This is a genomic window from Enterobacter sp. ZOR0014 (assembly GCF_000798855.1).
Classification (GTDB): Bacteria; Pseudomonadota; Gammaproteobacteria; order Enterobacterales; family Enterobacteriaceae; genus Enterobacter; species Enterobacter kobei.
This window is the reverse complement of record NZ_JTLF01000158.1, coordinates 1-21,698: the sequence shown is the minus strand read 5'-3', so window position 1 is coordinate 21,698 and position 21,698 is coordinate 1. Positions and strand designations below refer to the sequence as shown.

Annotated in this window: 18 protein-coding genes and 1 pseudogene; 5 read left to right on the top strand and 14 right to left on the bottom strand. The window is 57.1% G+C overall.

Features of this window, described 5'->3' with window-relative positions:
• Positions 1-170 precede the first annotated feature (170 nt).
• On the top strand, positions 171-830 hold the full coding sequence (locus tag L977_RS08135) for a MurR/RpiR family transcriptional regulator (RefSeq protein ID WP_014882297.1): 660 nt from the start codon (positions 171-173) through the stop codon (positions 828-830).
• Positions 831-838: 8 nt separating this feature from the next.
• Here the strand turns inward: L977_RS08135 and L977_RS08130 are convergent, their stop codons facing one another.
• The 4 genes from L977_RS08130 to treR all read right to left on the bottom strand — a co-directional run bounded on the left by L977_RS08130 (position 839) and on the right by treR (position 5,923).
• Complete coding sequence (locus L977_RS08130) at positions 839-1,585, bottom strand: oligogalacturonate-specific porin KdgM family protein (RefSeq protein ID WP_047625554.1); 747 nt, start codon at positions 1,583-1,585, stop codon at positions 839-841.
• A 137-nt stretch (positions 1,586-1,722) separates the two neighbouring features.
• On the bottom strand, positions 1,723-3,378 hold the full coding sequence (treC, locus tag L977_RS08125; RefSeq protein ID WP_023331895.1) for an alpha,alpha-phosphotrehalase: 1,656 nt from the start codon (positions 3,376-3,378) through the stop codon (positions 1,723-1,725).
• Positions 3,379-3,429: 51 nt separating this feature from the next.
• On the bottom strand, positions 3,430-4,848 hold the full coding sequence (gene treB, locus L977_RS08120; RefSeq protein ID WP_014882300.1) for a PTS trehalose transporter subunit IIBC: 1,419 nt from the start codon (positions 4,846-4,848) through the stop codon (positions 3,430-3,432).
• Positions 4,849-4,975: 127 nt separating this feature from the next.
• Positions 4,976-5,923, bottom strand: a complete 948-nt coding sequence (treR, locus tag L977_RS08115) for a trehalose operon repressor TreR (protein ID WP_047625553.1) — start codon at positions 5,921-5,923, stop codon at positions 4,976-4,978.
• 389 nt (positions 5,924-6,312) lie between these two features.
• On the opposite strand from treR, the gene mgtA reads away from it, so the two are divergent.
• Both mgtA and L977_RS08105 read left to right on the top strand, forming a co-directional pair.
• Positions 6,313-9,021, top strand: coding sequence for a magnesium-translocating P-type ATPase (gene mgtA, locus L977_RS08110; RefSeq protein ID WP_047625552.1), 2,709 nt, complete (start codon positions 6,313-6,315; stop codon positions 9,019-9,021).
• Between the two features lie 199 nt (positions 9,022-9,220).
• Positions 9,221-11,605, top strand: coding sequence for a beta-N-acetylhexosaminidase (locus tag L977_RS08105; RefSeq protein WP_047625551.1), 2,385 nt, complete (start codon positions 9,221-9,223; stop codon positions 11,603-11,605).
• 85 nt (positions 11,606-11,690) lie between these two features.
• On the opposite strand, the gene gbpA is transcribed toward L977_RS08105, so the two are convergent.
• The 5 genes from gbpA to L977_RS23685 form a co-directional block, all read right to left on the bottom strand.
• On the bottom strand, positions 11,691-13,142 hold the full coding sequence (gene gbpA / locus L977_RS08100; protein ID WP_047625550.1) for an N-acetylglucosamine-binding protein GbpA: 1,452 nt from the start codon (positions 13,140-13,142) through the stop codon (positions 11,691-11,693).
• Positions 13,143-13,275: 133 nt separating this feature from the next.
• On the bottom strand, positions 13,276-13,662 hold the full coding sequence (gene ridA / locus L977_RS08095) for a 2-iminobutanoate/2-iminopropanoate deaminase (RefSeq protein WP_014882305.1): 387 nt from the start codon (positions 13,660-13,662) through the stop codon (positions 13,276-13,278).
• 74 nt (positions 13,663-13,736) lie between these two features.
• On the bottom strand, positions 13,737-14,198 hold the full coding sequence (pyrI, locus tag L977_RS08090) for an aspartate carbamoyltransferase regulatory subunit (RefSeq protein WP_047625549.1): 462 nt from the start codon (positions 14,196-14,198) through the stop codon (positions 13,737-13,739).
• A gap of 12 nt (positions 14,199-14,210) precedes the next feature.
• Positions 14,211-15,143: an aspartate carbamoyltransferase gene (gene pyrB / locus L977_RS08085; RefSeq protein WP_014882307.1), complete on the bottom strand. Its 933-nt coding sequence runs from the start codon at positions 15,141-15,143 to the stop codon at positions 14,211-14,213.
• 34 nt (positions 15,144-15,177) lie between these two features.
• Positions 15,178-15,282 (bottom strand): pyrBI operon leader peptide, encoded by a 105-nt coding sequence (locus L977_RS23685; protein ID WP_022646880.1) that lies wholly within the window; start codon positions 15,280-15,282, stop codon positions 15,178-15,180.
• Here L977_RS23685 and L977_RS24460 point away from each other — a divergent pair.
• Positions 15,262-15,379, top strand: a pseudogene (locus tag L977_RS24460) (hypothetical protein). The gene L977_RS23685 and the pseudogene L977_RS24460 sit on opposite strands and share 21 nt — an antisense overlap.
• A 3-nt stretch (positions 15,380-15,382) precedes the next feature.
• On the opposite strand, the gene L977_RS08080 reads toward L977_RS24460, so the two are convergent.
• The 5 genes from L977_RS08080 to arcA all read right to left on the bottom strand — a co-directional run bounded on the left by L977_RS08080 (position 15,383) and on the right by arcA (position 20,567).
• Entirely contained in the window at positions 15,383-15,862 is a 480-nt protein-coding gene (locus tag L977_RS08080) for an arginine repressor (RefSeq protein WP_045134438.1), read from the bottom strand.
• Positions 15,863-15,942: 80 nt separating this feature from the next.
• Positions 15,943-17,346 (bottom strand): YfcC family protein, encoded by a 1,404-nt coding sequence (locus L977_RS08075; RefSeq protein ID WP_045134401.1) that lies wholly within the window; start codon positions 17,344-17,346, stop codon positions 15,943-15,945.
• A 47-nt stretch (positions 17,347-17,393) separates the two neighbouring features.
• Positions 17,394-18,398, bottom strand: a complete 1,005-nt coding sequence (argF, locus tag L977_RS08070; protein ID WP_023310201.1) for an ornithine carbamoyltransferase — start codon at positions 18,396-18,398, stop codon at positions 17,394-17,396.
• 26 nt (positions 18,399-18,424) lie between these two features.
• Entirely contained in the window at positions 18,425-19,336 is a 912-nt protein-coding gene (gene arcC / locus L977_RS08065) for a carbamate kinase (protein ID WP_032637623.1), read from the bottom strand.
• Between the two features lie 10 nt (positions 19,337-19,346).
• On the bottom strand, positions 19,347-20,567 hold the full coding sequence (arcA, locus tag L977_RS08060; protein WP_014882312.1) for an arginine deiminase: 1,221 nt from the start codon (positions 20,565-20,567) through the stop codon (positions 19,347-19,349).
• A 675-nt stretch (positions 20,568-21,242) separates the two neighbouring features.
• On the opposite strand from arcA, the gene L977_RS08055 reads away from it, so the two are divergent.
• Positions 21,243-21,698 (top strand): YhcH/YjgK/YiaL family protein (locus L977_RS08055; RefSeq protein ID WP_072034135.1); only part of this gene is annotated, 456 nt, incomplete at its 3' end.

The following is a 21,698-nucleotide window of genomic DNA, read 5'->3' as shown; positions in this document are numbered from 1 at the left end:
TCCCTGGATGTGAAAACAGGGAAAGTATAAAGAGAAGCCAAAACAGTTTTTAATGTTTGCTAATACTTATTACGTATCGTCATACGCGGGCTTGCAATATGTGAAGCGCCTTCCAGAGGATATTTTTCGGCTGTGGTAAAATCATGCCAGGATTAAACAGGGTGTAATATATGAATTCATTTCAGGGAAGTGAGCGTTTGATATTTGAATACATTCAGCATCACGCTACTCATATTTCTACTATATCGGCAAAAGAGATTGCCCGTGATACTTTTACCACGACAACCTCCGTTAACCGCGTGTGTAAGAAAATGGGCTATAAGAGCTATACAGAGCTTCGGTATCGTTTTTTACGCGATCATTTTACCCCTGCGCCTGTAAACCCTGACGTGGGGCCGCAGGCGGAGGAGATTGTGGTGGAGATGTCCAGATTGCTGACCCATTCCAGCCATATTTTTCTCTATGCACGGGGCGCATCACTCACCAGCCTCAACTACCTGTCGCGTTTTTTATCTCTGGCGAGCCTGCCGCACCTTATTCTCAACGATATGCACCAGCTGACGCGGGTATCGAAGGGAACGCTGGTGTTGATCAGTAAATCCGGAGAGACGCAGTCGTTAATTGAAATGGCGCGTAACGCGCTGCGCAAAGGATTAAAGATTATTGCGATCACTCGCGAGGGGTCTACGCTGGCCGCGCTCTCTTCCCTATGCTGGCCGTTGTTGATTGATATCAACGCGGTATCGTTATATCAGCGGGAAGGGCAGCTGGAACTGTTAAGTGCGGTAGACCGTATCGGCTGCAGGCTGCTGCAGCACGATACGGTGTAGTCAGGTCGTCAGAGCTGCTTCACTATCCCCAGACGGACGGCATAATCATTTTCATGGTTGCCGTCATCGTTGATATAGGTTTTATCCAGTGAAACCAGTTCGACGTAAGGCGTCCAGCCATCGTCGAGCTTGTAGTTGAAGGCGACGGTATGTTCCCAGTAGGTATCATCCCCGGTTCCCTGATCGACACCATCCTGCCAGCGGAAGCGCGGGTTGTAGGACATCCCGAATTTGCCAATGTTATACGCGAACCAGATGTCGAACTGGTGTGACTGGCGGCGGGTATACCCGCTGCCGTCGAGTTCTTTGTCGCTGTGCGCGTCATTGACGGTGTTATAGCGATAACGGGCGGCGAGATTCAGACCGTTATCGAACGCTTTCCAGCCCTGAATGAAGGGGCGGTAATGGGTATTGCTGGCGGTGAAAACCGTCACCATGCCCGGCGCTACGGCAAAGCCGTTTCCAAGATCGAAGCGCCAGCGCGTTTCAATCTCTTGTGCCGCCTCCGTTAAGCCTTTTTCGTCTGGGTTATATCGGTCGGTATCGCCAAAAAAAGTATCATTGTGGTTTTGTGCGGCTTCAACGGAGAAGTAAAAACCATTCTCCGCCTGATGCATGACCTTAATACGGGAATCATTGACGTCTGAGTTTGTGTTGTGACCAAAACGAAGGTCGGCGGATGTATTTCCGCACCATCCCTGTGTGCTTAATAATAGTGCGCTAATACACGTTGCTTTAATAATTCTCTTTTTCATAATGTCCTGCCGAGGTTATTTGATTGGCAGGGCTATTTTTATTTTCGGCACGCCACGATGTAAAAGTTATCGTCGTACATTTAGCGTATCGCTAAACATAAAAAAAAAGAGATACAGCATGCTGTATCTCCTGATAGTTATTCCTGCACCCACCAGATAGCTTCAAACGGGCGCAAGAGCAGCGTGTCGGGACGGGTGGGGACATCATCATAGTTGCTGAGTGCGACCCGCCATGCGCCCTGTACCGGCTCCGGTTGCCACTGCTGACGCTCGCGGCTCAGGTTCGCCACCACCTTCAGCGTCTGCCCCTGCCACTGACGGCGATAACACCACAGGGAAGGATGGTCCGGGAGCAGATCCTCGTAGTCGCCCCACGTGAGCAGCGGCAGCGTTTTGCGCAGGCGAATCAGCGACTGGTAGGTGTAAAACACCGAGTCCTGGTCGTCCAGTGCCGCGCGGGCGTTCACGGTTTCGTAGTTATCGCAGACGCCAATCCACGGCTCGCCCTCGCTAAAGCCGGCATTGTGCGAGGCGTCCCACTGCATCGGCGTGCGGCCGTTATCGCGGGATTTGCTTGCCAGAATCGCCAGCAGTTCGTCAGGATCGCGACCGTTTGCCCGCATTTCGGCGAACATATTCAGGCTTTCCACGTCGCGATAATCGGTGATGCGGCTGAAGTGCGGGTTGGTCATCCCCAGCTCCTCGCCCTGATAAATGTACGGCGTGCCCTGCATACCGTGCAGCACCATGCCCAGCATTTTCGCTGCGGCCACGCGGTGTTCCCCTTCGTCGCCAAAGCGTGAAACGATGCGCGGCTGATCGTGGTTACACCAGAACAGCGCGTTCCAGGCTTTGTTGTGCATCCCCTGCTGCCAGTGGCGGAAGAGGGTTTTCAGCGCGACAAAGTCCGGTTTCGCCTTCGTCCATTTTTCACCGCCCGGGTAATCCACCTTCAGGTGATGGAAGTTAAAGGTCATCGACAGCTCGCGCCCGTCGAGCGAGGCATACTGCTGGCAATTCTCCAGCGAGGTCGAGGACATTTCGCCCACCGTCATCAGGTTGCGCGGGGTAAAGACGTCGCGGCTCATCTCCTGAAGATATTCGTGGATGCGCGGCCCGTCCGTGTAGAAGCGGCGACCGTCGCCCGTTTCGTCATTCGGGAAATCCTGATCTTTTGAAATCAGGTTAATGACGTCCAGACGTAAGCCGTCCACGCCGCGATCGGCCCAGAACTCGCATACCTTTTTCAGCTCGGCGCGCACCTCCGGGTTTTCCCAGTTGAGATCCGCCTGCTCCGGCGCGAAGAGGTGCAGGTAATACTGCTCGCTCTCGGCGTGCCAGCGCCAGGCGTTGCCGCCAAACTTGGAGCGCCAGTTGTTAGGCAGTTGCTCCGGCGTACCGTCGCGCCAGATGTAGAACTGGCGGTACGGGCTTTCCTTATTCAGTGATTCCCGGAACCAGGCGTGCTGGGTTGACGTGTGGTTGAACACCATATCCAGCACGATGCGAATACCGCGTTGATGCGCCCCGGCGACCAGTTCGTCAAAATCATCCAGCGTACCGTACGCCGGGTCGATGGCGATGTAATTCGCCACGTCATAGCCGTTATCCACCTGCGGCGAGATATAAAACGGCGTCAGCCAGATGGCGTCAATGCCGAGGGTTTTCAGGTAGTCCAGCCGCGCGGTCACGCCGCGTAAATCGCCGGTGCCACTGCCGGTCGTGTCCTGAAAACTCTTTGGATAGATCTGATAGATGACGCCGTTCTGCCACCAGTGAGGAAGGGTATTCATAATGCGTTCCTGCAAATGCGAAGGGGCGCAACTGCGCCCCGAAAGATGAAGTTAAACAATCTGCAGCGCGCCCTGACGGAACTTACGCTGATAAACCACGGTGGTGAGTGCCATTGGGACGATAATCGCAATCGCCATTGCCAGGGCAAACACCTGCCAGTAAGCGGGCTGGATGGAGAGAATGCCCGGCAGACCGCCCACGCCAATCCCGTTCGCCATCACGCCGTTCAGACCACACACCAGGCCTGCCAGACCGGAACCGATCATCGCGCAGAGCATCGGGAAGCGGTATTTCAGGTTGATTCCGTACATCGCCGGTTCGGTGACGCCGAGGTAGGCGGAGATCGCGGCCGGAACGGAGATCTCGCGCTCGTTGTGCTTACGGCTGACGATGATGATGCCGGTCACCGCAGACGCCTGCGCAATGTTAGACAGGGCGATAATCGGCCAGACCGGCGTGCCGCCGAGGCTCTGGATCATCTGCATATCAATGGCCAGCGTGGTCTGGTGTACACCGGTGATCACCAGCGGGGCGTACAGGAAGCCAAACAGCGCGGCGCCAATCGGTGCGAAGCTGCCGGTCATCAGGTGGCGCACCGCGAAGGCCACGCCGTCGCCGATCATGCGGCCAAACGGACCGATAAACGCATGTGCCAGGAAGACGGCCAGAATCAGCGAGCAGACCGGAACGACCACCAGATAGAGATAATCCGGCACGATGCGCTTCAGGCGTGTCTCAATAAAGCCCAGCATCAGCCCCGCCAGCAGGGCCGGGATAACCTGCGCCTGATACCCCACTTTGGCGATGGTGAACAGACCGAAGTTCCACACTTCAGGCACCTGCTGACCAAGTAAGTAAGCGTTCATTAACTGCGGAGAGACCAGCGTGACGCCCAGCACGATACCGAGAATCGGCGTACCGCCCATTTTGCGCACCGCGGACCAGCAAATCCCGACCGGCAGATAGAAGAAGATCGCTTCACCAATCAGCCACAGGAAGTCGTAAACGGTTTTCAGCGCCGGATACATCTGCGCCAGGGTTTTGCCGTCGCTCATCGGCACATCACCGATGACGTTACGGAAACCGAGAATTAAGCCGCCGCTGATCAGCGCCGGCAGCAGCGGGAAGAAGATCTCCGCGAAGTGGGAAATCAGCTGCTCGTGCCACTTCATATTCTGGCGTGCAGCTTTCTTGGCCTGCTCTTTATCCGCCGAGCTGTGCCCGGTGGTTGCCAGCAGAGCCTGATAGTAATCGCCCACTTCGGTACCAATGACCACCTGGAACTGCCCGGCGTTGGTGAAGCAGCCTTTAACCATTTTGAGTTCTTCAATCGCCTTCGGGTTCGCTTTGGCCGGATCGTTCAGCACGAAGCGCAGGCGGGTAATGCAATGGCTAACGGTTGCGATGTTTTCGCGGCCGCCGACCAGGACGATCAGCTGATCAATATCTGCTTGTTTGACTTTACTCATCATGAAACCTCATGACAGATGGTGAGGGGTGTAATGACCTGAGCGCAAGCCTACTCTTTCAGCGTGACGGCGAAAATGGGAACGTTCCCGAAATCGGGCGAAGATCACAATAAACGCTTCAGAGGGGCTATGAAAGATGAGCGGGAATCACGATCTGCCGCGGCTCGCTCCGCCCGTTGATCTGCTCGATCAGCTGCGCGGCGGCCTGTCTGCCGGACTCGGCATAACCCGGATCGACGGTGATGATCTCCGGGTGCAGAAACTTCATCAGCGGCGTGCTGCCGACGCTCGCCACCTGCAGGCTGTCGATGCGCTGCTCCTGAAGGTATTTGCTGGCTCCCAGCGCCAGCGTATCCGTGGCGCACACCAGCGCGGTTGTCTGCGGGGTCAGGACACTGGCAACCTGCTCGTAGCCTTGCTTCATGCCCAGACCCGGCAGGGAGGCGACGGCCGGGAGGTTGTGCTTTTTGCAAAACGTCAGATAGGCCTCATGGCGACGCTTGCCGGTGGTGACGTCGGTGTGGGGTACGCCGAGGAAGCTGATATGGCGATGGCCTTTATCGTACAGACGCTGCATCAGGATGATAATCGCCCCCTCGTCGTCATAACAGACAGAGGCAAAACCGTGGGCGTCGCGCGCCATCATGACCAGTGAGGGCTGCCAGGGTTTTAGCATCTCGTCTTTAATGCCGGTAAAGCCGAACAGCACCACGCCGTCAATGTTGCGTCGCTGGAGCATGCCCAGATGCTCTTCAACCAGCTGCGGCGAGAACTGGCTCTCCATCATTATGGGGTCATATCCCTGCTCGTAAAAGGCGGGCAACATGGTCTGCACGGCAAGGTTCTCCGAGAGCGAATCCAGACGAGAGACAATAATCGCGACCACTTTGTCACTCTGCCCGCGCATAGCGCGCGCGGAGCGGGAAGGGGAAAAGCCGTGCTGATTCATCACCGCCTCGACGCGCTCGCGGGTGCGTTCGCTGACACCGCTTTCGTTATTCAGCACCCGTGAGACGGTCGATTTCCCCACGCCGCTTAAACGCGCGATGTCTTTAATGGTAAGGCGGTTCTGCATGCTGTTTTCCCTGTAACAACGACAAAATGATCAATTGAGCCTAATGCTATAGCGCGATTTCGCTATGGGCAAAGTCTGGTTTACGTTCGGTTTATTTGCAGGGGGGTATAATACCGCCCGAATCGTCACAAAGGGTACGCTTAAATCCTTATACTGCGCGGCGACACCCTGTTTTTACTTACCGGAGGCTCCATGGATCCCGATCCCACACCTCTCCTGAACGGGAGAACACGTTCTTTCCGGTAAGCCAGCTTTTGCTGTCTCACCGGTGATGTGAGGCAGCAACGTCCCAAACGTTCCTGCTTGAAAAATTGAGTGCCTGACAGGTACGGCTTTGCCACGCCTGAAGGGAATGCTGCGTCCGCCGTTGCGGATGCGGAGGAATGACTATGTTTAAAAATATAACCCGGCAGCTGCAGGCCCTGCTGAGCCGCCACCTGCCACATCGTCTTATTCAGCGCGACCCGCTGCCCAATGCAAAAAACATCGCGGGTGCAGCGATTCCCGCTTCCCTGACCGAACGCTGCCTGAACGTGGCGGCAATGGATGAGAACGAAGTCTGGCGCGCCTTTGGCGGCCACCCGGAAGGGCTGAACGCGACGGAAGTGGACAAAATCCGCGCCGTGCACGGCGATAACCAAATTCCGGCGCAAAAACCGTCTCCGTGGTGGGTGCACCTGTGGCTCTGCTACCGCAACCCCTTCAACCTGCTGCTGACCGTGCTCGGCATCATCTCCTACGCGACGGAAGATCTCTTTGCCGCTGGGGTGATTGCCCTGATGGTGGGGATTTCCACGCTGCTGAACTTTATTCAGGAAGCCCGCTCCACCAAAGCGGCGGACGCCCTGAAAGCGATGGTCAGCAACACCGCGACCGTCTCGCGCGTGATTAACGACCTCGGCGAAAACGCCTGGGTGGAGCTGCCCATTGACCAGCTGGTGCCGGGTGACCTGGTGAAGCTGGCCGCGGGGGACATGATTCCTGCGGATTTACGCATCATTCAGGCGCGGGATCTGTTTGTCGCCCAGGCCTCCCTGACCGGGGAATCCCTGCCCGTTGAAAAGGTGGCGCGCAGCCGTGATCCGCAGCAGATGAACCCGCTTGAGTGCGACACCCTGTGCTTTATGGGAACCACGGTCGTCAGCGGTACGGCGCAGGCGATTGTCACCGCGACCGGGGGCAACACCTGGTTTGGTCAGCTTGCCGGACGCGTCAGCGAGCAGGAGAGCGAGCCGAATGCCTTCCAGAAAGGGATTGGCCGCGTCAGCATGCTGCTGATCCGCTTTATGATGGTGATGACGCCGATTGTGCTGTTGATCAACGGCTACACCAAGGGCGACTGGTGGGAGGCGGCGCTGTTTGCCCTCTCCGTGGCCGTTGGCTTAACGCCGGAAATGCTGCCGATGATTGTCACCTCCACGCTGGCGCGTGGGGCGGTGAAGCTCTCGAAACAGAAAGTGATCGTCAAGCACCTCGACGCTATCCAGAACTTTGGCGCGATGGACATTCTCTGCACCGACAAAACCGGCACCCTGACGCAGGATAAAATCGTGCTGGAGAACCACACCGATATCGCCGGTAAAACCAGCGAACGCGTGCTGCACAGCGCGTGGCTGAACAGCCATTACCAGACCGGGCTGAAGAACCTGCTCGACGTGGCGGTGCTGGAAGGGGTCGATGAGGAAGCCGCCCGCACGCTCTCCGGTCGCTGGCAGAAGGTGGATGAGATCCCGTTCGACTTTGAACGCCGCCGCATGTCGGTGGTGGTGAGCGAGCAGCCGGACGTGCACCAGCTGATCTGCAAAGGCGCGCTGCAGGAGATCCTGAATGTGTCGACGCAGGTGCGCCATAACGGTGAGATCGTGCCGCTGGACGACACCATGCTGCGCCGCATCAAGCGCGTTACCGACAACCTGAACCGTCAGGGGCTGCGCGTGGTGGCGGTGGCGAGCAAGTTTCTGCCCGCGCGCGAGGGGGACTATCAGCGTATCGACGAATCCGATTTGATCCTCGAGGGTTACATCGCATTCCTCGATCCGCCGAAAGAGACCACCGCGCCTGCGCTCAAAGCGCTGAAGGCGAGCGGTATCACCGTTAAAATCCTCACCGGCGACAGCGAGCTGGTGGCCGCGAAAGTGTGTCACGAAGTAGGGCTGGATGCGGGCGATGTGGTCGTGGGCAGCGACATTGAGCACCTGTCCGACGACGAGCTGGCGAAACTGGCGCAGCACACCACGCTGTTTGCCCGCCTGACACCGATGCACAAAGAGCGCATTGTTACCCTGCTGCGTCGTGAAGGGCACGTTGTGGGCTTTATGGGCGACGGCATCAACGATGCGCCCGCCCTGCGTGCCGCGGATATTGGCATCTCCGTGGACGGCGCGGTAGATATCGCCCGCGAAGCGGCGGATATTATCCTGCTGGAAAAAAGCCTGATGGTGCTGGAGGAGGGCGTTATCGAAGGGCGTCGCACCTTCGCCAACATGCTCAAGTACATCAAAATGACCGCCAGCTCCAACTTCGGTAACGTGTTCAGCGTCCTGGTGGCCAGCGCGTTTCTGCCGTTCCTGCCGATGCTGCCGTTGCACCTGCTGATCCAGAACCTGATGTACGACGTGTCCCAGGTGGCGATCCCGTTTGATAACGTCGACGACGAGCAGATCCAGAAGCCGCAGCGCTGGAACCCGTCCGATCTGGGGCGCTTTATGCTGTTTTTTGGGCCGATCAGCTCCATCTTCGATATCCTGACCTTCTGCCTGATGTGGTTTGTGTTCCATGCCAACACGCCGGAACATCAGACGTTGTTCCAGTCCGGCTGGTTCGTGGTGGGTCTGCTGTCGCAAACGCTGATTGTGCATATGATCCGCACGCGCCGCATTCCGTTCATCCAGAGCCGTGCCGCATGGCCGCTGATTGTGATGACGGGCATTGTGATGGCGCTCGGCATCGCGCTGCCGTTCTCGCCGCTGGCAAGTTACCTGCAGCTTCAGGCGCTTCCGCTGAGCTACTTCCCGTGGCTGGTGGCGATCCTCGCGGGCTACATGGTGCTGACGCAGATGGTGAAAGGGTTTTATGCGCGTCGGTATGGATGGCAGTGATTTTTTGCCGGGTGGCGGCTTCGCCTTACCCGGCCTACTCCCGTCACGTAGGCCCGGTAAGCGCAGCGCCACCGGGCAATAGCTTTCTTCCCAAATTCAACAACCTGTGATCGCCGTCGGCGCATTCGCTTGACGACAATTTGTACGCATGTTAACAGAATGTTTTGCCTTTATTTGGCCCGTCAGATAAGGAACATTCATGTTACGGTACAGTCTCTTAACCGCCGGGCTGCTGCTCGGCGCCTCTGCCTTTGCCGCCCCGGCAGGGGATCTCCCGTTAATGCCCTGGCCTGCGAAGGTGGAACGCCCGACCACGCAGGGCGCACTGGTGCTCACCAGCCAACTTTCCGTGACCGTCAGCGGCGACGATCTCGGCGCCGCGGTCAACCGCCTGCGTCAGCGTATCGCCCTGCAAACCGGCTGGACGCTACAGCCGCAGGCTGAGCAACCGGACAAACCGACCATTCGCATCGCCATCGCCAAAAAGGTGAAGCCGCAGCCGCTGCCGGACAGCGATGAAAGCTATAAGCTAACGGTGGATGCCAACGGTGTGAACATCTCCGCCAACACCCGCTTCGGTGCGCTGCGGGCGATGGAAACGCTGCTCCAGCTGGTGCAAAACGGCGCGGAAAACACGTCGCTGCCGTGGGTGACCATTGAAGACGCGCCGCGCTTCCCGTGGCGAGGGCTGCTGCTCGACTCGGCGCGCCATTTCATTCCCGTCGCGGATATCAAACGCCAGATTGACGGCATGGCGGCCGCAAAGCTTAACGTCCTGCACTGGCACTTAACCGACGATCAGGGCTGGCGCTTCAGCTCGAAGCGTTACCCGAAGCTGACGCAGCTTGCCAGCGACGGGCTGTTCTATACCCCTGAGCAGATGCGCGAGATTGTTCGCTATGCCACCGAGCGCGGCATCCGCGTGGTGCCGGAGATCGACATGCCGGGCCACGCCTCGGCGATTGCTGTGGCCTACCCGGAGCTGATGAGCGCGCCGGGGCCCTACAAAATGGAGCGCAACTGGGGCGTGCTGAAGCCGGTGCTTGATCCGACCAAAGAGGCCACATACGCCTTTGCTGACGCGATGGTCAGCGAACTGGCGGCGATCTTCCCGGATCCGTATCTGCACATCGGCGGGGATGAGGTGGACGACAGCCAGTGGAAAGCGAACGCCGCGATCCAGACGTTCATGCGCGACAACACGCTGGCGGACAGCCACGCGCTGCAGGCCTATTTCAACCGCAAGCTGGAGACGATCCTCGAGAAACATCATCGGCAGATGGTCGGCTGGGATGAGATCTATCATCCTGACTTACCGAAAAGCATTCTGATCCAGTCCTGGCAGGGGCAGGACGCGCTGGGTAAGGTGGCGCAAACCGGCTACAAGGGCATTCTTTCGACCGGTTTCTACCTCGATCAACCCCAGTCCACCGCCTATCACTACCGCAATGAAATCGTTCCTCAGGGGCTGAATGGCGTGGACGTGATAGCAGACACCGACAGCGCCCAGAGCTGGGCCTTCTCCATGCCGCGTCTGAAAGGCAAGCCGGTCGAGGGGAGTTTTACCCTGGTGAAAGGGGACGCCGGCTGGCGCGGTTTTATTGATTTTGCCGGGAAATCCCGCCGTGCGGTGCAGGATATTGCGTGGCGCGACGACAATCAGGTGACGTTTACCGTTGATACCTGGATGGGCGAAACGCGCCCGGTCGTCTCCGTCGATAACGACAAGCTCACCGGTTACTTCCTGGTGGGCAATACCCGCTATCCGATTAGCGGTACCCGTCTGGACGAGGTGCCGAAAGGGATCCCACCGGTAGTGCCGGACGTGGCGAATCAGGCTAATTTGCTCGGCGGAGAAGCCGCGCTGTGGGCGGAAAATGTGGTCGCGCCGGTGCTGGATATCCGCCTGTGGCCGCGGACGTTTGCGGTGGCGGAGCGGTTATGGTCCGCGCAGGACGTCAATGATGTCGATAACATGTATACCCGCCTGCAGGCGATGGACAGCTGGACGACGGTGTCGGTTGGCCTGCAGCAGCATACCCAGCAGCAGGTGCAATTCACGCGGCTCGCGAATAATGCCGACACGTTGCCGCTGCAAATCCTCGCGCAGGCGCTTGAACCGGCCCAGTATTACACCCGTCAGCACCTCAAGTTCCAGGCGGGAAACTATCACCAGTTTGAGCCGCTTAACCGCCTCGCGGATGCGCTGAATGCGGAAAGCATCACCGTGCGTCAGATGAACAAATGGGCGGACCGTCTGGTGAGCGATGCGGAAGACACGGAAAGCGCCGACGCGCTGCGCCACGTCTTTAATCGCTGGCAGAGCAACACCAGCGACGCGCTGGCGCTGAGCGAAAACAGCTATCAGCTGAAGGCGATTAAACCGGTGATCCTGGAGGTGGATAAGCTTGCCGCAATTGGCCTGAGGCTGACGGATCTGGTGGCGCGACAGGGCACGCTGGATGACAAAGAGATCGCCTCGATTCAACGCGAGCTGGATAACGCGGCGAAGGTGCAGGACGAAGTGGTCATCGCGGCGGTCTATCCGCTGGAGACGCTGCTCAGAGCGACGCGAAACCAGTAACATAAGCGCCCGGTGGCGCTACGCTTACCGGGCCTACGTGACGTGTAGGCCCGGCAAACGAAGTGCCGCCGGGCGTAAAGGCAACTCAGTTCTTCAACATCCACGCCTCTTTCCAGTCTGATCCCACGCCGGGCTCGAACTGGGTAGAGGTCGAACTGTACTGCTTGCAGTACCCACTGTACGGGAACGGCTTGCACTCGTAGGTCTTACCGTCTTTGGGCTGCAACACCACGGTGCCCGCCTTATAAGAGGCAAGGTTATCCGGGAAGATAAAATCAGATTTACCGGTATCGCCGGAGGTTGCTTCACCTTCGAGCATCATATCCAGCACGTCCTGCGCGAACAGGGTGCCGGCTTTATTGGTGGCGTAGTATTTCAGCATGTGGTGTCCTGGCGTGACGTTTGTCAGGTTCATGGTCACATCCTGGTTGCTGTTATTCATATCCTGCTTCAGATAACCTTTTTCCGCTCCGGGATGGTTCAATACGTGTGCTTCAAGGTTCACGTCACCCTGCGTATTGACGTGGAATGTCACCGTCGCGGCACCGTGAGTCACTTTGCTGTAATGCAGGTCAGTCACGGCAATGGATTCATTAACCACCGCTTTTTGCTCTTCATAAGAGATAGCCACTGACTTCAGCGTACTGCCTTCTTTTACGAAGACGCTGTTTGCGCCGTGAACCGGGCTAACGTCTCCGCTTTCATCCTTCACGCCGACGCGCACGTCGTGATGAGCGCTGTTAATTTTTTGCGCCAGATCGTAGGCCCACTGGTTGGCATCTCCCTGTTGAGCCGAGGCGATAGTCAGCTCGGTCGCCATGGAGGCAATTTCGCCGTTGGCATCGAAGAAGCGAGCAATCACTTTATCGCCCACGTTGAGGTTGTTACCTGCAACCTGGCCGCTCAGCGTTTTGCTCCATACGGAGGCGGCGGCCGGGGTTTCATCCGGCGTGACGTTGCCGCCGTTACCGAAGTCCACGTCGATGGCCTGATAGAAACTGTTGGGCGTATCGGCAATTTCCCACACGCCGTAAATCACCTGATAACCGGTACGTTCCGGCACGTTACAGTTCATCGACTGGGTCATTGCGGGCGCCTGGCCGTTGCCGTTTACCGTACAAAACGGCGTTAAGTCGAACTGGTCGCGGGTCAGCGGCTTATTCGGATTCCAGTTTTGTTTGGTGATGTAATAGCGCCAGTTGGTGGTTTTGTGCGGCGCGGTGTGGTGCCAGACAAACTGATGTACCCCGGCGGTCATCGGCGTTTTGGTCCAGGCATTCTGGCTTTGCTTATCAAGCTGCGAGTAGTTGGCAATCCCGGCGCTGGCGAGTTCGCCATCCGGCGGCAGGCTCCCTGACGGGAAACCGGAGGCACGTTCTACGCTCTGGGGTTCATATTCCACCAGACCGCAGTCAATGTTTTGTCCCTGTTTACACATATAAGCGCGGCTGGCAGGGGATTCGATATAGCCATGTGCCAGCGCAGAAGAGGCTACCGTAAGAGTGGCCATAGCCAACGCAATTCTGGAGATTTTCATTTTTGTCCGAAGCGGGAATTTATAAAGGTGTGCGAGTGTATTTATTCCCGGACCGCGTCGTCATCGTATTACGAAGGTAAAAATAGCCAAATAAAAAAGGCAGCCGAAGCTGCCCTGATTTGCCTGAAATTGATTAGCGGCGCACGGCGATCGCTTCGATTTCAATTTTCACGTCTTTTGGCAGACGCGCCACTTCAACGCAGGAGCGCGCCGGGAAGGTCGCATTGTGTTCGGTAAAGAATGCTTCGTAAGTGGCGTTAACGGTCGCGAAATCATTCAGATCTTTCACGAACACGGTCGTTTTCACGATGTCGCCCACTTTCAGACCGGCAGATTCAACGATAGCCTGCACGTTTTCCAGCGACTGACGCGCCTGTGCCGCTACGTCGGCTGGCACTTCACCGGTTTTTGGGTTCACCGGGATCTGGCCCGAGGTGATGATCATGCTGCCCAGATCAACGCCCTGAACGTACGGGCCGATAGCCGCGGGTGCATTTTCCGTCGCGAGTACTTTGGTCATGATTTCTCCAGAATAACAGCTGATTAAATGTTCCCGGCCATTATAGGGAGGCCGGGATCCTTTACCAACCTCAATTAGTTGGCCAGCACCACATAATGAGAAAACTCTTTTTCGCAGTATTTGCATTTGAGTGCGATGTCATCAGCGCGTTTTTTCACTGCAAAACAGGATGAAACCGGCTCAGCATGACTGATGCAGTTGCTGTTCGGACAGACCAGCACGCTCTCAATGCGATCCGGCAGGCCAGGATGGGATTTGCCGACCACTTCATACTCGTCGATGCGGTTGACGGTGGCATCCGGTGCGTACAGCGACAGCTGGTTGACCTGCTCGTCGGTCAGGAAGGTATTCTCGATTTTGATCAAGTCCTTGCGGCCCATCTCGCCCGACGGCAGGTTCAGGCCAATGGTGATGCGCTGATCGGTCTCGGTCAGTTTGAACAGCGTCAGCAGCTTAAAGCCCACCTGCGCAGGGATGTGGTCAATCACGGTGCCACGTTTGATGGCTTCAACCTGGAGTTTGTTATCGTGTGTCATGGTCGTCTCCCCTTACAGAGCTAAGTCGCGATTCAGAACCAGTGCCAGTAACGCCTGGCGGGCGAAGATACCGTTCCCGGCCTGCTGGAAGTACCAGGCGTGCGGCGTTTTATCCACGTCTGTGGTGATCTCATCGATGCGCGGCAGCGGGTGCAGCACCTTCATGTTGTCGCGCGCGCCGTCGAGGTCGCTGGCGCGCAGGACAAACTGCGCCTTCACGTTGGCGTACTCGGAAGGATCCAGACGCTCTTTCTGCACGCGGGTCATGTAGAGAATATCCACGTGGCTCATCACCTCTTCGATGCTGGCGTGCAGGCTCCACGCAATGCCTTTTTCGTCCAGCATATCGAGAATGTACTGCGGCATCGCCAGCGCATCTGGGGCGATGAAGAAGAAGCGGTTGCCGTTAAATTTCGCCAGCGCCTGGGTCAGGGAGTGGACGGTGCGGCCATATTTCAGGTCGCCGACCATGGCGATGTTCAGGTTCTCCAGCGTGCCCTGCGTCTCCTGAATGGTGAACAGATCCAGCAGGGTCTGCGTTGGATGCTGGTTAGCACCGTCCCCGGCGTTCAGTACCGGGATGCCACCGGAAAACTCGGTCGCCAGGCGCGCCGCGCCCTCCTGCGGGTGGCGCATCACAATCGCGTCTACGTAGGTGCTGATCACTGAAATGGTATCCGCCAGGGTCTCGCCTTTTTTACCCAGCGACGTGTTGCTGCTGTCTGAGAAGCCCACCACGCTCGCGCCCAGGCGGTGCATGGAGGTTTCAAAGGAGAGGCGGGTGCGGGTCGAGGCTTCAAAGAAGCAGCTCGCAATCACCTTGTGCTTCAGCAGCTCCGGTTGCGGATTGGCCTTCAGTTTTGCCGCGGTTTCCAGAACCAGTTCCAGCTCTTCGCGGCTGAGGTCGTTTATGGAAATGATGTGTTTTTGATAAAGCGGATTCATGTTTATCTCCTGACGCCGGGCAAAAAAAAGCCCCTCAAATGAGGGGCTCTGGGAATAGATTAAGCAACGGGAAGAAAAACGGCAGGCCAGCGTCTGATTTCAGACGCGGTAAGACGTTATGTCGTACACGCTTGACCATGCTTCCTCCCGGCAAATTGTCGGGCATTATACGCAGCTCGTTTTGCGGATCAAGCGATTTAATGCACGCTTTACTCAATGCAAACGGTTCTTTATGAATATTAATGCGCTCTGAGTAAATAATTAATTTGTTTATGCACCAGCGCGGTGCGCTTCACCACCCGAGGGGCGACCCAGACGATACTGCTTCCGGCCACCACGCCTAAAATTTCCGGTAACTGGTGATAATCCAGGATACGCGCCACCGCGCGGCCATATCCGGCAACGGTATGGATAAGGATAAATTCGCTATTGTGCTCAACGCTCACCACCATTTCGGACACGGTGCGCGCGGCATCAGGAGCCGGGCGCAGCTGGGGATTCAGCGAATAAATCTTTAGCCCTTTGGCATTTCGAATTTTTATGACACCGAGCAACTTGAGCAGACGTGAAACGGTGGACTGGCTGATGGTCTCAAAACCCCGCTCCTGTAAGTCGCGGCGGATCTCCTCCTGAGAGAGATAGCCCTTTTCCGCGATCAGACGCTGGCAGACCGTTAGCTGTAGTTGCTCTTTGGGAGAGTACTCTTCGTAATCCATCATAGTTCCCATATCAGTTCCCGAAATAACCGGTGACACCGCACCGATCCACAGGCCGGATAAGCGCAGCGCCATCCGGCAAATTACAACAACGCCCCCAGACTTAACGCCACCATAATCACCACCGTTAAAATCCCCAGCAGCGGCGCGACCCATTTCAGATAGCGCACGTAAGGCACGCGGGCGATAGCCAGCCCGCCCATTACGACGGCAGAGGTGGGAGTGATCAGGTTAACGATACCGGACGCCGACTGGTAAGCCGTAACCACCAGGTCGCGGTTGACGTTAGCGAAATCGGCAAGAGGCGCCATGATCGGCATCGTCAGAACGGCCAGGCCGGACGAAGAAGGCACAAGAAACGACAGCACCACCTCCAGCCAGTACATCACGTTGATGAACGCCACCGTCGATAAGCCGGTAACCATTCCCTCGGCGCTGTGCAAAATGGTGTGGGTAATCATGCCCTTATCCATGATCACTACGATACCGCGCGCGATACCGATAATCAGCGCGACGCCCAGCAAATCTCGCGCGCCGTTGATAAAGGTTGAGGTCAGTTCCTCTTCGCTCATGCGGGCGATCAGGCCGACGATTATTGCACTGGCGAGAAACACCGCTGAGATCTCCGCCATCCACCAGCCGAGCACCGCCACGCCGTAGATCATAACCGCGAAGGCAAGGGCGAAAATCACCAGGATGATTTTGCGCACCGGGGTGAATTCCAGCGACTGTTCGCCCTTGTTGCCGAGGAAGTGGGCGAGGTTCTCCTCCTGTTTGTCCGCCACGATGGAGAGAGAGGGATCCTTGCGCACTTTGCGGGCATAGCGCATCACCCACGCCACGCAGATGATCCACCCGATGACCAGCAGCGCCACGCGCAGGGCGATACCGTTGGTGAAGGGTATCCCGGCGGCGTTGGCGGCGATCACCGTCGCGAACGGGTTAATGGTGGAGCCAAGCGTGCCGATCCCGGCGCCGAGCAGCACGGTGGAGGCGGCTACCACCGGGTCGAAACGGGCGGCCAACATCACCGGAACCAGCAGGGTATAGAACGGCAGGGACTCTTCGGCCATGCCGTAAATGGTGCCGCCTGCGGCAAACAGCGCCATCAGGATCGGGATCATCCACTCTTCGCGACCGCGCAACCGGGTGGTGACGCGTTCGATCCCGGCGTCAATGGCCCCGGTTTTGGTGACGATCCCAAGGAATCCCCCGATGATCAGTATAAACAGCGCAACGTCGATCGCCCCGGCCTGGCCGGACTCGGGATCGTACAACCCGGCAATCGGGGCCATCAGCACGGAAACCAGTCCCTGCGGATGGGCCGCTACGTGCGCATAGGTTCCGGCAACCGGCACGTCCTTGCCGAGCGCCTCGTTCATGGCCATGTGATACTGCCCGGCCGGAACAATCCACGTCAGGACGGCAACGACGGCAATCAGAAAAAAGAGAATGGTGTATGCGGAGGGAAATTTGAACTTGCCCATGATGTTCTCCTGAAACCCGGCGCACCCCGCGGCGCGCCGGGCGGTGATTAGTCGCCGAGTGTCGCCACCATGACCGCTTTAATGGTATGCATGCGGTTTTCTGCTTCATCAAAGACGATAGAGTTCGGGGATTCGAAGACCTCTTCCGTCACCTCCAGCCCTTTCAGGCCATAGGCCATTTCGATTTCGCGGCCCACTTTGGTGTGCTCGTTGTGAAACGCCGGCAGGCAGTGCATGAACTTGACGTTCGGGTTGCCGGTGGCTTTCATGACGTCCGCGTTAATTTGATACGGCTTCATCAGGCTGACGCGTTCGGCCCACGCCTCTTTCGGCTCGCCCATGGAGACCCACACGTCGGTGTAGAGGAAATCCGTCCCGCGCACGCCTTCTTCCACGTCGTCGGTCAGGGTGATGCGCGCGCCCGTTTCTTTCGCGATGGCACGGCACTGCTCAACCAGACCCGCTTCCGGCCAGAAGGATTTCGGTGCCACCAGGCGGATGTCCATCCCCATTTTGGCCGCGCCGACCATCAGGGAGTTGCCCATGTTGTTGCGTGCGTCGCCGAGATAAGCAAAGCTTAGCTCCGGCAGGGTTTTGCCCGGGGCGTGCTCCAGCATGGTCATCAGATCGGCGAGGATCTGCGTCGGATGGAATTCGTCGGTCAGGCCGTTCCACACCGGTACGCCCGCGTATTCACCCAGCTCTTCAACAATCGCCTGGCCGTAGCCGCGGTATTCGATACCGTCATACATACGCCCCAACACGCGGGCGGTGTCTTTCATCGACTCTTTATGGCCGATCTGCGATCCGCTTGGGCCGAGGTAGGTCACCTGCGCACCCTGGTCAAACGCGCCCACTTCGAAGGCGCAGCGGGTGCGGGTGGAGGTTTTTTCAAAGATCAGGGCGATGTTTTTGCCGACCAGGGTTTGCTTTTCGCGTCCGGCTTTTTTGGCCGCTTTCAGCTCGATGGCGAGGTCGATCAGGTACTGGATCTCCGCCGGGGTGTAGTCCAGCAGTTTCAGGAAGTTGCGGTTTTTCAGGTTGATGGTCATATGGGAAATCCTTTTTAAATGTATGTTCAGTTACGAATTAACGTGCCTTTCTCGCCCGCCAGAATCTCTGCCCCATCGGCCAGCGCGCCGATCCCGGCAATGCCGTTGCAGGCTTCAACAAACTCGCGGCAGGCGGCCACTTTCGGCCCCATCGATCCGGCGTCAAACTGCATGCCTCTGAGCAGTTCTGGCGTCACCTGCGCCAGCGGGCGCTGGGTCGGTTTTCCCCAGTCGAGGTACACCGCGTCGGCATCGGTGAGGATCAGCAGGGCGTCGGCCTCAATCTGGCGCGCCAGCAGGGCGGCGGAGAGGTCTTTATCGATCACCGCCTCAATGCCGTGATAGCCGTTGGCGTTTTCCACCACCGGCACGCCGCCGCCGCCGTTGCAGATCACCAGGTGGTCGCGCTGGATCAGCGCCGTGATGGCGTCGCTCTCGACGATGCGTTTCGGCTGCGGTGACGGCACCACGCGACGGAAGTAGCTGCCGTCGGCCTTAAACACCCAGCCTTTTTCCGCGGCCAGCGTTTTTGCCTGGGCTTCGCTGTACACCGGGCCGATGTATTTGGTCGGGTTGCTGAACGCCGGGTCGGCGGCGTCCACTTCCACCTGCGTGAGCAGGACGCTCACCTCACGCTGCGGCAGGCTGTTTTTCAGCGCCTGCTGGAGCATGTAGCCGATCATCCCCTGGCTTTCGGCACCAAGAACGTCCAGTGGGTAAGGGGTCACTTTGTCGTAGGCGCTGTTCTGCAGCGCCAGCAGCCCGACCTGTGGACCGTTGCCGTGAACCAGCACCACGCGCCACTGCGCCGTGAGCCCGGCGATGGTGCGGGCGGCCTGCTCAATGTTCTGGCGCTGGATCTCTGCTTCCAGCGGCTCGCCGCGCTTCAGCAGTGCGTTGCCGCCAAGGGCCACAACCAGAGTGGGTTTTCGTTCCATGATGGCTCCTTTAAATTCCGTCGCGTTCCAGTGGGCAGCTCATGCAGCGTGCGCCGCCGCGGCCGCGTCCCAGCTCATCGCCCGGGATAGGCAGCACGGTGATGCCGGCTTTGTCGTACTTCTCGTTAGTCCAGACGTTGCGCTCGTAGCCAATCACCACGCCGGGACGGATGGTCAGAACGTTGTTGGCGTCGTTCCACTGTTCGCGTTCGGCTTCAAAGGCGTCGCCGCCGGTGGTGATCAGGCGCACCTGGTTAATGCCGAGCGCTTTCTCGATGGCGTGCAGCAGGTCGGTTTCCTGGGTACGTTGCAGGCCGCCGCGCCCGTCCGGGGTGAGCGTCCAGCACTGGGCGTCTTTGCGCACGACTTCCGGATAGACGGAGAAAGTGTCCACGTCGATGTGGGTCATCACGGTGTCGAGGTGCATGCAGGAGCGGTGTTTTGGCAGCTCAACGGCGATCACGCGCTCGGCCTGGCGGTGTTTGAACAGGCTGTTGGCGAGGAACTCCACGCCCTGCGGCGTCGTGCGTTCGGACATGCCGATCAATACCGCCCCGCGACCAATCACTAATACGTCGCCGCCTTCCAGGGTAGCGTGGTCGTAATTAATATTTTCGTCGCCGAAATACTTAATAAAATCGCCGTCGGCAAATGCCGGATGCCAGCGATATATTGCCCGAAGGTTATTGGTTTCACGCTGACGGGCGGGTTTAGCCATCGGGTTAATGGAGACGCCGTTATAAATCCAGCAGGAAGTGTCACGGGTAAATAAATGGTTGGGCAGCGGCTTCATAATAAAGTCATTGGCCGTGTGGGTATCTACCACCATATTTTTGATGGCCGCCGGAATTTCGCCGTAGGTTAATCCGCCGCTTAATCTGCGCGCCAGTTCACGGTGCGGCATGTCCGCCAGCCAGCCGCGCACGTCGCCCGCAAAGGTAGGCCCGAGGCGATAGTCCGAGATTTGCGTCTCCAGCAGCCAGGCTTTCGCTTCTGTAATATCAAGCGTTTGTGTCAGGAGGTCGGTTAACAGCAGGACTTCCACACCCTGCTCGCGCAGCGTGTTTGCGAAGATATCATGCTCTTCGCCCGCCCGTTCTACCGAGAGCACATCATCGAAAAGCAGTTCCTGACAATTCGATGGCGTTAAACGTTTCAGACTTAAATTTGGGCGGTGCAGCATAACGCTACGCAATTGACCAATTTCAGAACCGACGTAATGCTTTTCCATAATTATTCCTTTAACTGTTTTTCAGAATAAAAAGGGCATGCGCCATGTGATGTGTTTAATTTCATGGCGGCTAAGCTCAATTGATTTCGTGGTTCATACTAGGCGGTTAAATAATCATTATTGTGATGCAGTTCACGCGAAAATGGATATTAAGGTGTTTGTTTTCATTTGCATGATTCGCATCAGATAATGATTAATTTCATATTATTGGTACGTGAATAGCTAAGCAGCATTCGGTGGCAATATTTGTATTTGTTATTATTTTGTAGAATTTTATGTTTCGAAATAATTAGTTATATCATTGATTTTAATGGTTAAAATCTGGTGGCGGGAATAGCTATGCAATAATGGCAGTTAACTATTTTTGACTTAAGGAAAATCCATAAATAATTATGAGTTTATAAAGGAAATTATTAAAGTGATAAAATGTGATACGGCAGCAGGTTTTGTGATTTACGCTTTCGATTCAGGAAGTTATGTTGGCGCTATCACGCGCGCGAAATGAGGTTATGCATAACCGCTGCATAATTGCCTGTGTGTGATTAACAGTGAATTAACACCTTTCCCGATAAACATGCGCTCGCGCAAAGGTCACAGAAAAAGGGCTGGTATGGCAGCGCGAACTCTCGTATAAAAGACAAAAATGAAACGTTGTTTTACATTGAGGGTTTTCTCATGATCATCGGCAACATCCACCATCTCCAGCCCTGGCTGCCTGACGAACTGCGCCAGGCCATTGACTATATAAAGCGGCACGTCACCGACGCCACGCCGCCCGGCAAGTATGATATCGATGGCAACACTCTGTTTTATCTGGTCTCGGAAGACATGACTCAGCCGTTTGCTGAACGCCGCGCAGAGTTTCATGCGCGCTATCTGGACATCCAGATCGTGATGAAGGGTCAGGAAGGGATGACCTTCAGCACCCTGCCGCACGGTACGCCGGATACCGACTGGCTGGCGGACAAAGACATCGCGTTCCTGCCGGAAGGCGAGCAGGAGAAAACCGTGGTGCTGAGCGAAGGGGATTTTGTGGTGTTCTGGCCTGGCGAAGTCCATAAGCCGCTGTGTGCGGTGGGGGCGCCTGCTAAGGTGCGAAAAGTCGTGGTGAAAATGCTGATTGAAATGTTC

Bases quoted from the DNA above. Each gene is read 5' to 3' on its own strand.
- L977_RS08075 (WP_045134401.1), bottom strand. From the start codon at position 17,346: ATGGGCAAGTTCAAATTTCCCTCCGCATACACCATTCTCTTTTTTCTG.
- treR (WP_047625553.1), bottom strand. From the start codon at position 5,923: ATGCAGAACCGCCTTACCATTAAAGACATCGCGCGTTTAAGCGGCGTG.
- treC (WP_023331895.1), bottom strand. From the start codon at position 3,378: ATGAATACCCTTCCTCACTGGTGGCAGAACGGCGTCATCTATCAGATC.
- pyrI (WP_047625549.1), bottom strand. From the start codon at position 14,198: ATGACACACGATAACAAACTCCAGGTTGAAGCCATCAAACGTGGCACC.
- ridA (WP_014882305.1), bottom strand. From the start codon at position 13,662: ATGACCAAAGTACTCGCGACGGAAAATGCACCCGCGGCTATCGGCCCG.
- arcA (WP_014882312.1), bottom strand. From the start codon at position 20,567: ATGGAAAAGCATTACGTCGGTTCTGAAATTGGTCAATTGCGTAGCGTT.
- treB (WP_014882300.1), bottom strand. From the start codon at position 4,848: ATGAGTAAAGTCAAACAAGCAGATATTGATCAGCTGATCGTCCTGGTC.
- mgtA (WP_047625552.1), top strand. From the start codon at position 6,313: ATGTTTAAAAATATAACCCGGCAGCTGCAGGCCCTGCTGAGCCGCCAC.
- L977_RS08080 (WP_045134438.1), bottom strand. From the start codon at position 15,862: ATGATGGATTACGAAGAGTACTCTCCCAAAGAGCAACTACAGCTAACG.
- L977_RS08135 (WP_014882297.1), top strand. From the start codon at position 171: ATGAATTCATTTCAGGGAAGTGAGCGTTTGATATTTGAATACATTCAG.
- pyrB (WP_014882307.1), bottom strand. From the start codon at position 15,143: ATGAATCCGCTTTATCAAAAACACATCATTTCCATAAACGACCTCAGC.
- arcC (WP_032637623.1), bottom strand. From the start codon at position 19,336: ATGGAACGAAAACCCACTCTGGTTGTGGCCCTTGGCGGCAACGCACTG.
- gbpA (WP_047625550.1), bottom strand. From the start codon at position 13,142: ATGAAAATCTCCAGAATTGCGTTGGCTATGGCCACTCTTACGGTAGCC.
- L977_RS23685 (WP_022646880.1), bottom strand. From the start codon at position 15,282: ATGGTCAAGCGTGTACGACATAACGTCTTACCGCGTCTGAAATCAGAC.
- L977_RS08105 (WP_047625551.1), top strand. From the start codon at position 9,221: ATGTTACGGTACAGTCTCTTAACCGCCGGGCTGCTGCTCGGCGCCTCT.
- L977_RS08130 (WP_047625554.1), bottom strand. From the start codon at position 1,585: ATGAAAAAGAGAATTATTAAAGCAACGTGTATTAGCGCACTATTATTA.
- argF (WP_023310201.1), bottom strand. From the start codon at position 18,398: ATGACCATCAACCTGAAAAACCGCAACTTCCTGAAACTGCTGGACTAC.